We start from the raw sequence: 14,755 nt of genomic DNA, 5'->3' as shown, positions 1-14,755 counted from the left end.
TGTAACTTATTAGTTACAGCTTATTTTTTTCTATTGCTTACGATATATGCACCTAAATAAAATAACAAAAGAAAATAGTATTATAGTATTCTTTTTGCTAATATTTCTTTCTTTGCTTCCTAATAGGAGTGAGGCACAAAGTAAAGAAACATTGGATTCCTTGAAAATGGATAGTATAAATAAAAGGCGAGATGAAATGTTGAAACAGCAAGTAGATATTGCTGATTTGTATGATAAATTATTTCACCCTCATTCCAAGGATACCACTAAAAGGAAATCTGGAATTACAATTATTCCTAATATCGCTGCCAATCCTACAATAGGATTACAAGGAGGTATTAAAGCCGTTGCAGGAAGAGTCTTGGGACATAAGCCAGGGACTTTTATGTCTGTGGCTGCCACATCTGCATCTGCGACCACCAAAGGCATTTTGTATTTTTACATAGTTCATAATGTTTTCACTCCTGGAAATAAGTGGAATTTTCAAGGTAGTTTAGTTGCCTCAAAATCAGTAACTCCTGATTTTGGAATTGGTATCGGTCAAGGCAAAAGTTATAGTGGTGGGAATAAAATCATGACGAATCCTTATCGGAAACCTTATGTTTGGCATTCAATATTCTATAATTTTAGAGAAAAAGTGTATCGAGAAGTTAAGAAAAATCTATTTGTGGGTGCAGGTGTAGAGTTTGATATTCGAAAAAATATAACGAATCCAAATAAAGTTGCTGAAACTGAAACTCCTTATGGAATTTATAATCAAAAATATGGTTATGATTCTGCCAAAAACAATGCGAATGGTTTTCTGTTTAATGTGGAATACACAACTAGAGATAATATCAATCGTGCATACAAAGGAATGTATTTAGATGTGGGTTTACGTGTCAATCAGAAATGGATTGGCAGTAGTAAAAATGCGGCACTTTTTGTAGGTGATTTTAGAAAATATGTGAGTTTATCTAAGAAAAATCCTGAAACGGTTCTCGCTTTTTGGAGTTGGGGATCAAGTGTATTAAGTGGTTCTGTTCCTTATTTAGAATTATCGGGAACAGGTAGAGATCCCAATTTTAGGAGTGGGAGAGGATATGTTGTTGGTTACTTTAGAGGAACTCAATATTTCTATTCAGAATCCGAATTTAGATTTCCCATTACTCGAAATAAATTGCTGAGTGGTGTGACTTTTATAAGTGCACAGACGACGAATGATCTTGTGGCAACGAAAATATTTCAAGTATGGCAGCCTGCTTATGGTGCTGGTTTGCGTGTATTATTTAATAAAGCGACAAGGACAAATCTATGCTTAGACTATGCTTTTGGTAAATATGGATCTAAAGGATTTTTCTTAGGATTGAATGAAGCCTTCTAAATGACAGAAGCGAAATCAAAAATTGATTTCGCTTCTGTCTAAACTATGTTTTTGAATATTATTTTGCTTTTACATTTACAGACACTCTTCTGTTCATTGCTTTTCCTTCAGTTGTTGTATTATCACCAACTGGGTGTAATGGACCATAACCTTCAGAACCTGTAAGTTGTGTATTGGCAACTCCCAAAGTTTTGATAGAAGCACTAACTGCATCAGCTCTCTTTTGAGATAATGCTACGTTTGTTGTAGAGTCTCCAGTATTATCCGTATACCCACCAATCTTAAATTTACTGTTAGGAAATGCTTTGATAATGCTAACTAAGTTTTTCAACTGATTAACAGAGGAATCTGTCATTACAGAACTACCTGTTTTAAATCTTACATTAGTAAAGTCAAACCAATTACCATTTGTAGTATCTAAAGTTGCTGTGCTATCAGCTAAGAATGTGTACAATTTATATTCTGTACTGAATTTGCCAACATTTAATGTATCAGTGGGCAGCTCTATAGCAATCATTTCTCCTTCATCATAGATGAAATTTCCCAATGAGTCAACTGAGCCAGTCGGAGCTTCTAATGCAGCCTCTGTATGTTCAGGATTACCTTCTTTCATTTCTGCATTAGCACCCGTGTAATGACATTTGGAAAACAATAAAGCAATAAGAATTAAAACAATAACTTCTGGTAAAATAAGTCCAGTATTTGATTTTTCTAAATGTTCTTCGTGCATGGTTTTTGATTTTTGTCGTTAATTTAATTAATATTTCAAGTTTTAAAAAGTATGATTATAAATCAATATTTGTTATAAAATAAGATTTTGGAAAATGAGCCTCACAATGTTCTAATTTCTTGTCAAAAATACCAAAAACTGAACTACCTGTACCACTCATGGATGCATAAATTGCACCAAGTGTATATAATTGTTTTTTTATTTTTTGAATCTCAGGAAATGTAGTAAAAACAGGCTCTTCAAAATCATTGAATAGAATATTTTTCCATTCAGAAATATTATCGGAATGTATTGATTGAAAATTAGAGGATCGATTATTAGGTGTAATATTTTTAAAAGCCCAACCAGTGTTGATATGAATTCCAGGATTAATCAAAACCAAGTATTTACCGCAAAGATTTATTTCCATTGGAGTCAAATGTTCTCCTCTTTGTGTTGCAAATGCTGGTTGGTTATACAAAAAGTATGGACAATCACTTCCTAATTGTAGCGCATACACCGCTAATTGTTCCGCTGTAATTTGCAAATAAAAAAGATCACTGATCGCCTTTAAGATAAATGTTCCATCTGCACTACCGCCTCCTAGTCCAGCACCAACAGGTATATTTTTATGCAAATAAATATCCAAATTTGTTATTTGTGGATAGTCTGTTTTTAAAAGTTGAAATGCTTTTATACAAATATTATCAGAGATTCCTGCATCTAATTGAATACCAGATACTTGTATTTTTGTAGTATTATTAGACGGTTTTTTGATGATTTCCCCAATGTCACATAAAGGCAACGGGTAAAAAATGGTTTCCAAATTATGAAATCCATCTTCTCGCTTGTTGACAATGTGTAACCCAAGATTAATCTTACAATTTGGGAAAAATACCATTTATTTTCTTCTTTTGATTTCGTCTCTGATGGCGATTGCTGCAATATAATCTTCTTTGTCTAGGACCTCGGTTAGCTTATTTTCAAGTTCTTCCATGGTTAGAGAACTTAAATCAGTTGTTGAAGTACCACTACTGATAGGGCTTTGATCTAAACTGGAATTTTCGGAAATAGAAATTTCTGTTTGTCCTAATGAAGTGGCGCTATCATCCATCATAATACCTGCATTATCCAAAATATTTTCATAAGTATATATTGGGCATCCAAATCTCACCGCTAAAGCGATAGCATCGCTGGTACGACTGTCAATCTCTACCGTATCCCGTTCGTTGATACAAACCAATTTGGAATGAAAAATACCTTCTTGCAAATCGTTTATATTGATTTCCATTAATTCAATATTGAATGCATTCATAAAGTTTTTCATTAAGTCATGTGTCAATGGTCTGCTAGGATGCATTCTTTCCAATGCAACAGCAATTGCTTGTGCTTCAAAACCACCAATCACGATAGGTAACCGTCTTAAGCCGTTCACTTCTCCCAAAACCACCGCATAAGAATGCGTCTGTGTGATACTGTGTGAAAGTGCAATGATCTCCATTTCGATCTTCTTCATATTCCGTTATCTGCTTCTAATAATTGATACAAAAGTAAAACTTTAGATGTAGGAAAAAAATGTAAAGTTTTACAAGACTTTTACAATTGGCGGTTTTGAATAAATTATTCGATTTCCAAACGTAATTTGTCTTTTAAATTTTTCAGTTGAGGAAATTTTTCAGCTAATAAAGCAAATTTCTCTCGGCTATTGAGTCTTTGATGTAAGGGTATTTCTTCCACGACACCTTCTTCAATAATGATTTCAAAGGAAATATTTCTATTATAAAATGCATCTTGGATCGTTTCATTCAGCAACATTCGTTCTTGATCGATGAATTTTTGTTGCAGTAATGCTTGAACTGTGACTGTAAATGTTTGATTGGGTAATATATCCAAACGAGCTAAACGAAAAGTGTTGGATGCTGTATGTTTGTCCAATTTAACTAATTCGTCTGCATAAGCATTCCAAACTTGCTGCAGCTTATTGATTTCCAATGGGATAGCTTCAATTACTTTGGTATTGAGCCTATCTTCCTCCTGTTGTTGAGAAATCATGGATTGCAATAGATTACTTCCCTTCGCTTTTTTCAAACTTGGAATGCTTGGCGCTAAAGGTTTGGCCGCAGGAATAGTTGGTTTTGAAACTGGCTCATCCTTTGGCGCAGTTGGCTGCTTATCTTGAATAACAGCTGGATCTACATATACACGGGCTCCTTGAGTATTAGAATCCTTGGTGGTTGTATTGACAACTTTTTCAGTGAAAAAATTAGTTATTTGCTTGGTGCGTAAAACAACCGGTCCATTAACTAATTTTTTTTTTACTACGGCACTTTCGCCGCCAGATGCAAAACCAATTGCTTGCTGCAAATAATTGATTTTGATTAATGCCATTTCAATATGCAAACGTTTATTTCTAGCCGTTTTGTAATTGATCTCCGCTTCGTTCAAAATATTTAAAGCACTTATGATGAAAGATGCAGAAGTTTCCGTTGCCGCAGCTTTGTATTTATTTTCAAAACCAGCTACGACATCTAAAATCTCAATCGCTTTGGAGTCTCTTGCAACTAATAAATTACGGAAAAAGTCTTCCAATCCATTCAAAAAGACATCACCATCAAAGCCTTTTTTATTAATTTCATTATATAAAAGCAATGCCGCTGGTAAATCCTCTTTTTGGAATGCTTCTAATAATTGAAAATAATAATCATCATCTAAGATGTTGAGATTTTCAATTGTATTTTGATAAGTCAACTTGCCACCCGTAAAACTGACGATTTTATCCATGATACTCAACGCATCACGCATACAACCTTCACTTTTTTGTGCAATAATTTGCAAAGCGGTTTTTTCTGCTTCCACATGCTCGTTGGTGGCAATAGATTCCAAATGCTCTACCGTATCATTATTAGTAATACGTTTGAAATCAAATATTTGACAACGACTCAAAATCGTTGGAAGTAATTTATGTTTTTCTGTAGTAGCTAATATGAAAACCACATAAGATGGGGGTTCTTCCAATGTTTTCAAAAAAGCATTGAAGGCCGCAGAACTCAACATGTGTACCTCATCTATAATATACACTTTGTATTTTCCAGCTTGTGGTGTAAATCTTACTTGCTCTACCAATGTACGAATATCTTCCACAGAGTTATTACTCGCCGCATCTAATTCGGATATATTGAGCGAAGTACCTTCATTGAAACTTTTACAAGATGCGCATTGATCACACGCTTCACCTTCTGGAGACGGATTGGAACAATTAATCGTCTTTGCAAAAATACGTGCACATGTCGTTTTGCCGACACCTCTAGGACCACAAAACAAATAGGCGTGTGCCAATTGACTTGTTTTGATCGCATTTTTTAATGTGGTTGTGATGTGCTTTTGTCCTACGACCGTATCAAAAGTCTGAGGACGATATTTTCTTGCAGAAACGACGAACTTATCCATATAAGTTGCAAGATAAATTGAATCTATGGAAAAATAAAGTGCGATTTTTTTATATTGATAATCAAATGTTTATAAATTTTAACATAGGTTAAAATAATTTAGTGTAAAAGATAAAGTGCGTGATTTACCTTCGCACGGTATAAAATTGCAAATATTTGATGCGTAGACTTTTTTTTCTAATCCTATTTTGCACCGCGATCACAAATGTTTTCGCAGAAAAAAAATACGCAATAAATACCGATACTACTTTATTTGCATGGCAAAATTTAGCACATCAAGAGGAAGAATTTACCATGGAAGATTTGGATACATTAGTGCAAAATCACTCTCGTGTTTTAGTAGAATTTGGAGCTAATTGGTGTATGCCTTGTCTGCAAATGAAACCTCGAATGCACAAAGTTGTCAAAGAATATCAAGATAAATTATACATAAAAAATATCAACGTAGATCATGCGGAGACGCTGACAAAATCCTTAAATATTCAAATGATTCCCGTTTTGTTATTATTTGAAAATGGAAAATTGTTGCGTGTACTTCCAGGATTACAATCCATGAAAAATATTAGAGAATTTTTAAAATAAAAAAGAAATATGAAATTATTCAGATTTGGAAATATTGGTGAGGAAAAAGCAGGTGTGTTGATTGATGGAAAGAAATATGATGTCTCTACTTTTGGTGAAGAATTTGACAAAAAATTTCTTTCCAATGGTGGTAAAGAAAGATTGGAGAAATTTATAGCTGAAAATAAATCCACATTAAAAGAAATTGATGATAATGTAAGAATTGGAGTTCCATGTGCAGATCCAGCTAAGATTGTTTGCGTAGGTTTGAATTATGCCGATCACGTGAAAGAAACCGGTTTGAAGCAAGAAAATGAACCGATATTATTTCTGAAAGCAATTTCTTCTTTGACAGGTCCTTTTGATGGAGTGACTATCCCAAAAGATTCTCATAAAACGGATTGGGAAACAGAATTAGCTGTGGTAATTGGCAAAAAAGCCAATTATGTAACTGAAGAAGATGCGGAAGATTATATCTGGGGATATGTTTTGCATAATGATATAAGTGAACGTGGATTTCAGACAGAGCGCGGTGGTACTTGGGATAAAGGTAAAGGCTGTGATACTTTCGCTCCTATAGGACCTTATTTAGTTTCTAAAGATGAAATTCCAGATTCTAATAATTTGAAAGTTTGGTTGAAATTAAATGGAACATTAGTACAAGATGGAACTACACAAGATTTTATTTACAAAATTCCTAAATTAATCGCTTATATCAGTCAGTTTATGTCTTTAAATCCTGGCGATATTATTTCTACAGGTTCTCCTGCCGGCGTAGGGATGGGAATGAATCCTCAACGATTTTTGAGAGATGGCGATGTGATTGAATACGGAATTGATGGGCTTGGAGAAGCAAGACAAGAATTTAAAGCTTATAAATAACAAACAATTTATTCTAATTTATAAACCAACTATACTCTAACTTTATAGTTGGTTTTTAGTTTCCGTTTTTCTTAAATAAAAACATAATAATAAACCAATGCCAACCATCACGGAAGAAAAGGAAAATAAACTATGCATTCCCCCAAATTTGATTACACTGCCTGAAAGAGGTCCTGTTAATCCTAGTGATATATCTATAAATAAGCCATAGCCAGCGAGTGCTGCGCCTTTGTTCGAATCTGAAACTTTGTTTACCGCGACGACACCTAGTGCAGGGAATACTAAGGAAAAACCTAATCCAGTTATACCAGCTCCAATCAGTGCAATATTAGGAATGTGTGCTATCCAAAGTATAAATAGTCCTATAGTTTCAATTGCTAAACAAAATAAAGAGACTATAAGGCCGCCGTGCTTATTTATTGAATTACCAAAAATTAAACGACCAACTATAAATAAGGTGCTGAATATTGTTAAACAAAGAGCTGCATCGTTCCAATGGAAATAATCAAAGTAAAGTGTAATGAAATTAGAAATAGCTCCAAATCCTAAACCAGCTAAACCCAGACAGATACCATAGGGAGCGACGATTTTCAAAACTTTTCCAAAAGATTTGTTTTCACTTTTTTGAAAGCTACCTTTTACTGCTTTTTTTCTGCTTCCATAAATTAAACCAAGTAATGCTGCAATAACTATGGAAAAGCCGATACCTCCAATTGTAAAATGTTTATTGATAATTACACCCAGTGGTGCACCGACAGCTAAGGCTCCATAACTAGCAATACCATTGTACGAAATCGCAGTAGCAGTATGTTCTTTTCCAACAACCAACATCGCCCAATTAATAGGGCTTGCTCCAACCATTCCTTCTGCACATCCTGTAATTAGTCTTGTAATTACTAATAGTGTAAGACTCAATGCTGCATGACTTCTCGTGTGAAATGAGATATACAGTAAAATACCACTAAGTATAAAACAAATCATACTAATTATAACTGCTGGTTTTGGACCTTTTTTGTCCACCATATTTCCTGCGTACCCTCGAGTTAGGAATGTGGTTGCATATTGTAAACTAATGACAACGCCAGCAACTATTTCACTATAACCAAGATCTTTGTGAATATAAACGGGAAGGACTGCAAGAGGTAACCCGATACAGAAATAGCCAATAAATGTAAGCAAGACGAATCCTGCTATGGTCAATTTGATTTGATTGGATTTCTGTTGTACGCTAATGGATGACATGATTATTTTTTATAAAAAAGCCCGCAAAGTTATAGCAATTAGCGCAAATTTGTACTGTATTGCCCTGTTAAATTTCGATTGTAAAAAAGGTAGTTATATTTGCGCTTCTTAAATTATTGAAATATGGCACAATTAGTAAATCATTACATCGATCATACAATATTAAAACCGACAACTCTTGTTAAGGAGATAGAGCAATTATGTGCTGAAGCAATGCAGTACAATTTTGCGGCAGTTTGTGTGCCTCCAAACTTTGTAAAAAAAGCGAAAGAATTAACTAAAGATTCTGAGGTGAAAGTGGCCACAGTCATTGGTTTCCCATTTGGATATAGCGCTATTGAGGCTAAAGTTGCTGAAACGGTGTTGGCAATGGTAGATGGGGCGGACGAATTGGATATTGTTATTAATTTAATTGCCCTGAAAAATAATGATTGGGAATATTTGGCAAATGAAATCAATCATTTAGCTCCATTGATTCAATCTAAAAGAAAAGCAGTAAAAATTATTATAGAAAGTGGCATATTAACTGACGAAGAAATTATAAAATGCTGTACTTTATATACACCAGCAAATGTTGATTTTATGAAAACATCTACTGGTTATGCAGAAGTAGGTGCTACTATGCATGCCGTGGAGTTAATGCGTAAAAACTTACCAGAGAACATTCAAATAAAAGCATCTGGTGGTATTAGAGATTTGGCATTTGCTCAAGCTTTGATCGCTGCAGGGGCGACTAGATTGGGCTGTAGCGCAAGTGTGAAGATTGTTAACGAACAAAACTAATTTTGTTAATTGAAACATTAACAAGTTAAAACGTTTGTGTAATGGGCTTTTATTGCGTTTTTTGAATAGCAATTAACTACTTTTGTTTCCCAAAAAAAGACAGATTTTTCAAATGCAGCTACACAGTTTTAAAAATGATTATAGCGAAGGATGCCATCCTGCTATTTTACAGGCATTAATTGATTCGAATTTAATTCAAGAGGAAGGTTATGGCAATGATTCATTTAGTTTAAAAGCTGTGGAAATGCTTCGCGATGCTGTTGGTAAGTCGGAAGTTGGTGTTTATTTCATGCCCATTGGTACTCAGACAAATCTTACAGTTATTTCCTCTATATTAAAATCGTATGAATATGTAATTGCTGCAGAAACGGGTCATATCGTAGGCAGTGAAGCGGGAGCTATTGAAGCTACGGGACACAAAGTGGTTACGTTGCCAACACAAGTAGATGGTAAGATTCGATTAACGGATTTACATCAATATTTTGATGCTCAGTCTGATCATCCTTTGTTTATGTCTCCACGTTTGTTGTATATTTCCAATTCTACCGAATTGGGAGCAATTTATACCAAAGCCGAATTGAAAGCCTTATCTGAATATTGTCACGAGAAGAATATGTTTCTATTCGTAGATGGAGCAAGGTTGGCATCTGCATTGACTGCAGAAGGTAATGATGTAACATTAAAAGATATGGGTCAATTAGTCGATATCTTTTATATAGGAGCTACGAAAGCCGGTGCTTTAATAGGTGAAGCCGTGGTAATTTCTGATAAGTCATTGGAAGCTGGATTTGCAATGAATATGAAACAAAAAGGCGCTGTGCTTGCAAAAGGTAGATTGTTGGGTATTCAGTTTGTGGAATTGTTTAAGGATAATTTGTATTTTGAATTGGCAAAGCACGCCAACAAAATGGCGAAGAAAATCAGCGACGCTATTCGCAAAAAAGGTTTTCATTTTCTTACTGAATCTAATACCAATCAATTATTCCCTATTTTGCCCAATGATTGCATTCAAAAATTGCATGAAAAATATGCGTTTTATACTTGGAAAAATATCAATGCAAAAGAATCTGCTATTCGATTGATTACCTGTTGGGCTACAAAAGAAGAATCGGTTGATGAATTGATTTCAGATATAGAGAAACTCTAAATACAAAAGCGGATTTTATCCGCTTTTGTATTTAAAATACTTTTTGCAATTGTATTTTTTGATACGTATGTATTTTTGTTCAATTATTAGAGGTCGTATATCGTTGTTTAGATAAGAAAATGATCAATTTAAATTCTCCTATCTTTACCGCAATAATTGAAAGATAAATCATGCTGTCTGAAATAATTAAAGCAAAAGCAAAAGCGTATTTTGAAGAATTTGTAGGAATAAGAAGATATTTACACCAAAATCCTGAATTAAGTTATCAAGAATATAATACTTCTTTGTTTGTTCAAACTAAACTAAATGAATGGAATATTCCATTCAAAGTAATTGCTGAGACGGGAGTAGTCGGTCTTATTGAAGGAAATAATCCAACCTCAAGAATTATCGCTTTGCGTGCCGATATGGACGCATTGCCTATTTTAGAAGAAAATAATATCGATTTTAAATCACAAAATGAAGGCGTGATGCATGCTTGTGGCCATGACGTGCATACAACTTGTTTGCTCGGTGCAGCTAAGATTTTGAATGAATTAAAAGAGCAATGGGATGGAACTATTAAACTGATATTTCAACCTGGAGAAGAAAAAAATCCAGGGGGTGCGAGTTTGATGATTAAAGAAGGTATTTTGGAAAATCCGACACCCGCTGGAATTTTTGGTCTCCATGTACATCCCTTATTAGAAGTCGGAAAGGTCAGTTTTCGAAAGGGAAAAGTAATGGCAAGTGCGGACGAATTATATTTTACTATAAAAGGAAAAGGTGGGCATGCTGCTCAACCTAATTTAACTGTTGATACGATATTAGTTGCAGCTGAATTAATTACAAGTTTGCAAAAAATTATTAGCCGTAATCGCAATCCATTTAGTCCATCTGTTTTATCTATTTGTAGTATGCAAGGTGGTCACTCTACGAATGTTATTCCAAGTGAAGTGAAATTAAAAGGAACTTTTCGTGCAATGGATGAAACTTGGCGTTACCATGCACACGAATTGATCAAAAAAGAAGCAGCTGGTATTGCCGCGGCAACTGGGGCGGAAATAGATACATTGGTAGATGTTGGTTATCCAACTGTGGATAATAATGATGCATTGACCGAAGAAGGTCAAAATTTAGCAAAGGAATATTTGGATCAAAGAAATGTAGAAGAAACGGAATTGAGGATGGGAGCGGAAGATTTTGGTTACTATACGCAAAAAATACCAGGTTGTTTTTACCGATTAGGGGTAAGAAATGAAACCTTAGGATATATTAATAATGTTCACACTCCTAATTTTATGGTAGATGAGCGAGCAATTGAGATAGGCATTGGATTGATGACTTATTTGGGAATAAATGCAAAAGCTTAAATTGCACCACAATTTTTAAGTTCTAACGATATTAAATTAAACATTTATGGCAAATAACTTGCTAAAGGAACAAGCATTAGAATATCATGCTTCTGGAAGACCTGGAAAAATAGAAGTTGTTACAACAAAATCAGCTAAAAGTCAAAGAGATCTTTCTTTGGCGTACAGCCCAGGCGTGGCGGCACCTTGTCGTGAAATAGCGAACAATGTAGAAGATGTATATAAATATACAGCAAAAGGTAATTTAGTTGCGGTAATCAGTAATGGAACTGCGGTTTTGGGCTTGGGAGATATTGGTCCAGAAGCAGGAAAGCCGGTGATGGAAGGTAAAGGCGTTTTATTCAAAATATTTGCAGATATCGACGTTTTTGACATTGAAATTGCTGAAAAGGATCCAGAAAAATTTGTACAAATTGTCAAGGCTTTGGAACCGACATTTGGCGGTATTAATTTGGAAGATATTAAAGCTCCCGAATGTTTTTATATAGAAAAACATTTGAAAGAGCAGTTGAATATTCCTGTTATGCATGATGATCAACACGGTACGGCGATTATCAGTGCTGCGGCGTTAATCAATGCTTTAGAAATTCAAGATAAAAAAATTGAAGAAGTTAAGTTTGTTGTGAGTGGCGCTGGTGCTGCTGCAATGGCATGTATTCAGATGTATCTATCGCTCGGTGCAAAAGTGGAAAACGTTACCATGTTTGATGTGGACGGTGTTTTGCATAAAGGTAGAGATTTAGATCCATTACGTGGACAATTTGCCATCGATGATGCGTCTATGACTTTGTCGAAAGCATTTGAAACCGCAGATGTATTTTTGGGATTGAGTGCAGGAAATATTGTGAGCAAAGAAATGATCAAATCAATGCCTGCAAATCCAATTGTATTTGCGATGGCAAATCCTGATCCTGAAATTTCTTATGAAGCAGCAACGGAAGTTCGTCCGGATATTATTATGGCCACAGGAAGAACGGATTATCCAAATCAAGTAAATAATGTATTAGGTTTTCCATATATTTTTAGAGGTGCATTGGATGTGCGTGCTAGTGCGATTAACGAAGAAATGAAGCGTGCAGCTGCGATGGCTTTGGCTGAACTAGCAAAAACACCAGTTCCTGATATCGTTACGATGGCGTACGATCAGAAGAATTTGGTATTTGGAAAAAACTATATTTTACCAAAACCCGTTGATCCTCGATTATTGTCCACAGTAGCTCCGGCTGTGGCAAAAGCCGCGATTGCGAGTGGTGTGGCAAAATCTCCAATTTACGATTGGGATGCTTATGTAATTGAATTAAATAAACGCTTAGGTATTGATAATCAATTGATTCGCGTTATTGGAAGTAAAGCACGTAAGAATCCAAAACGTATCGTATTTACAGAAGCGGACAATTTAAAAATATTGAAAGCTGCTACCATTTCTTACGAAGAAGGTATTTGTTATCCAATATTATTAGGACGTATAGATAAAATCAAATCTTTAGCAGAAGAAGCTGGTTTGGATATTTCCGAATTTCCAATTATTGATCCACTTTCTGACGAAATGGAAGAGACGAGATTGGAATACGGAATGGAATATTTCAAAAAACGTCAAAGAAAAGGTTTTAATAAATACGAAAGTGTGAAATTGATGCGCGATCGCAACCATTTCAGTGCGATGATGGTGGAAAAAGGAGATGCCGATAGTATGATTTCTGGTTTGACTAAAAGGTATGCGTCTGCAATTAAGCCAGCATTGACAATTATTGGAACCGAAGAAGGAGTGAAGAGAATTGCGGGAATGTATATAGTCATTACCAAAAAAGGACCTTTGTTCATGGCTGATACGACTATCAATTTAGATCCAACAGCAGAAGAATTGGCGGAAATCACTTTGTTGGTTGCTAAGGAAATCAAGAGCTTCAACATTACCCCAAAAATTGCAATGATAAGTCATAGTAATTTCGGTAGTACAGATTCACCAGAAGCGAGGAAAATGTCAAAAGCTGCTGCTCTTGTTAAAGAGAAAAATCCAGAATTAATTATTGATGGGGAAATGCAAGCTTGGTTGCCTTTTGATCAAGAAGTATTGAAGGAAAATTATGATTTTAGTAGTTTGGTTGGAGAGGAAGTGAATACTTTGATTTTTCCTAATTTAACTGCCGGAAATGCTGCATATAATTTACTAAATAAAGTAGGGGATGCTGATTTAATCGGACCAATATTGGTTGGTATGAAAAAACCAGTACACGTGTTGCAATTAGGAAGTGATGTACGAAGTATTATAAATACAGCAAATATTGCGGTGTTGGATGCACAATTTAAATGCGGACAAAATACGTTGAATGAATCCATACAAGCAAGTCCATATTGGACAAAATTGAAAGCGAAAGTGCATCATTAGTCATAAAGAAGCACACATAATTATTAAAAATTAATTTTTTGTGTGTTTCTTTGTACGGTAGAAAAATTTAATTATAGAAATAAAATTGCATGTTTACAGATTTTCTGACACAGATTGGTCGCTATTTACTTTTACTAAAATCGATGGTAAGTAAGCCAGAAAATACAAAAATGTATTGGAAGGAATATATGCATCAATGTGTAGAAATTGGGATGGGATCTATTTCAATAGTTGTTATTATTTCATTCTTCTTAGGTGCTGTTACGACCGTACAAACAGCTTATCAGCTAGTAAGTCCGCTGGTGCCTGCACAGACGATCGCACAAATTGTAAGGGATAGTATTTTACTTGAATTATCGCCTACCGTATTAAGTATTGTACTTGCTGGTGTCGTTGGTAGTAAAATTGCGAGTGAATTAGGAAATATGCGTTCTAGTGAACAAATTGATGCATTGGAAATTATGGGTATCAATCCTTCTGCATATTTGGTATTTCCAAAAGTTGCAGCAGCTGTAACTATTATTCCATGTTTGATTACTCTATCTAGTGTAATTGGCATATTAGGTGGTCGCGTTTCTGGTGCGGCTGCGGGTATATTAGCCAATAATATTTATGATGCTGGTTTACGTCAAAATTTAAATACATTTAATATTTGGTTCATGTTGATCAAATCTTATGTATTTGCATTTTTGGTCGGAAGTATTTCTTCTTACTATGGATTTACTGTAAATGGCGGTTCATTGGAAATTGGTCGTGCAAGTACTAAAGCCGTGGTAGTAACGTGTATTTCTATTTTATTTGCCGATTATATTTTATCTGCGATTTTATTGTAATGAGATCGTATTTTAAATAAAAGTAAAGCCTCGCAATTTTGCGAGGCTTTA

At 34.8% G+C, this 14,755-nt stretch carries 13 protein-coding genes; 8 read left to right on the top strand and 5 right to left on the bottom strand.

The window, feature by feature from the left end; all coding sequences use genetic code 11:
• Positions 1–46 precede the first annotated feature (46 nt).
• Positions 47–1,363 carry a BamA/TamA family outer membrane protein gene (locus E0W69_RS11580; protein WP_150136677.1) on the top strand — a complete coding sequence of 439 codons (1,317 nt, stop codon included), beginning with the start codon at positions 47–49 and terminating at the stop codon, positions 1,361–1,363.
• Positions 1,364–1,421: 58 nt separating this feature from the next.
• Here the strand turns inward: E0W69_RS11580 and E0W69_RS11575 are convergent, their stop codons facing one another.
• The 4 genes from E0W69_RS11575 to E0W69_RS11560 form a co-directional block, all read right to left on the bottom strand.
• On the bottom strand, positions 1,422–2,093 hold the full coding sequence (locus E0W69_RS11575; protein ID WP_131330220.1) for an OmpA family protein: 672 nt from the start codon (positions 2,091–2,093) through the stop codon (positions 1,422–1,424).
• Positions 2,094–2,148: 55 nt separating this feature from the next.
• Positions 2,149–2,973 (bottom strand): 4-(cytidine 5'-diphospho)-2-C-methyl-D-erythritol kinase, encoded by an 825-nt coding sequence (ispE, locus tag E0W69_RS11570; protein WP_131330219.1) that lies wholly within the window; start codon positions 2,971–2,973, stop codon positions 2,149–2,151.
• Positions 2,974–3,588: a bifunctional nuclease family protein gene (locus E0W69_RS11565; protein ID WP_131330218.1), complete on the bottom strand. Its 615-nt coding sequence runs from the start codon at positions 3,586–3,588 to the stop codon at positions 2,974–2,976.
• 104 nt (positions 3,589–3,692) lie between these two features.
• A complete protein-coding gene (locus tag E0W69_RS11560) occupies positions 3,693–5,519 on the bottom strand; it encodes a DNA polymerase III subunit gamma/tau (RefSeq protein WP_131330217.1) in 1,827 nt (608 codons plus the stop codon).
• Between the two features lie 158 nt (positions 5,520–5,677).
• Between E0W69_RS11560 and E0W69_RS11555 the strand changes: the two genes are divergently transcribed.
• Both E0W69_RS11555 and E0W69_RS11550 read left to right on the top strand, forming a co-directional pair.
• Positions 5,678–6,100, top strand: coding sequence for a thioredoxin family protein (locus tag E0W69_RS11555; RefSeq protein WP_131330216.1), 423 nt, complete (start codon positions 5,678–5,680; stop codon positions 6,098–6,100).
• Between the two features lie 9 nt (positions 6,101–6,109).
• Positions 6,110–6,961: a fumarylacetoacetate hydrolase family protein gene (locus E0W69_RS11550; protein ID WP_131330215.1), complete on the top strand. Its 852-nt coding sequence runs from the start codon at positions 6,110–6,112 to the stop codon at positions 6,959–6,961.
• Between the two features lie 42 nt (positions 6,962–7,003).
• On the opposite strand, the gene E0W69_RS11545 is transcribed toward E0W69_RS11550, so the two are convergent.
• Complete coding sequence (locus E0W69_RS11545) at positions 7,004–8,203, bottom strand: MFS transporter (RefSeq protein ID WP_131330214.1); 1,200 nt, start codon at positions 8,201–8,203, stop codon at positions 7,004–7,006.
• A gap of 123 nt (positions 8,204–8,326) precedes the next feature.
• On the opposite strand from E0W69_RS11545, the gene deoC reads away from it, so the two are divergent.
• The 5 genes from deoC (at position 8,327) to E0W69_RS11520 (ending at position 14,704) form a co-directional block, all read left to right on the top strand.
• Positions 8,327–8,986: a deoxyribose-phosphate aldolase gene (gene deoC, locus E0W69_RS11540; protein WP_131330213.1), complete on the top strand. Its 660-nt coding sequence runs from the start codon at positions 8,327–8,329 to the stop codon at positions 8,984–8,986.
• 112 nt (positions 8,987–9,098) lie between these two features.
• The gene (locus tag E0W69_RS11535) at positions 9,099–10,133 is read left to right on the top strand and encodes a threonine aldolase family protein (RefSeq protein WP_131330212.1); all 1,035 of its coding nucleotides are present in this window, start codon (positions 9,099–9,101) and stop codon (positions 10,131–10,133) included.
• A 170-nt stretch (positions 10,134–10,303) separates the two neighbouring features.
• Positions 10,304–11,485, top strand: coding sequence for a M20 metallopeptidase family protein (locus tag E0W69_RS11530; RefSeq protein ID WP_131330211.1), 1,182 nt, complete (start codon positions 10,304–10,306; stop codon positions 11,483–11,485).
• 46 nt (positions 11,486–11,531) lie between these two features.
• Positions 11,532–13,871 (top strand): NADP-dependent malic enzyme, encoded by a 2,340-nt coding sequence (locus tag E0W69_RS11525; protein WP_131330210.1) that lies wholly within the window; start codon positions 11,532–11,534, stop codon positions 13,869–13,871.
• A gap of 89 nt (positions 13,872–13,960) precedes the next feature.
• Positions 13,961–14,704, top strand: coding sequence for an MlaE family ABC transporter permease (locus tag E0W69_RS11520; RefSeq protein ID WP_191967822.1), 744 nt, complete (start codon positions 13,961–13,963; stop codon positions 14,702–14,704).
• Positions 14,705–14,755 lie beyond the last annotated feature (51 nt).

The sequence above is a fragment of the Rhizosphaericola mali genome (genome assembly GCF_004337365.2).
GTDB lineage: Bacteria > Bacteroidota > Bacteroidia > Chitinophagales > Chitinophagaceae > Rhizosphaericola > Rhizosphaericola mali.
Note: the sequence above shows the minus strand (reverse complement) of the source record. Positions and strands in the feature narration are given on the sequence as shown.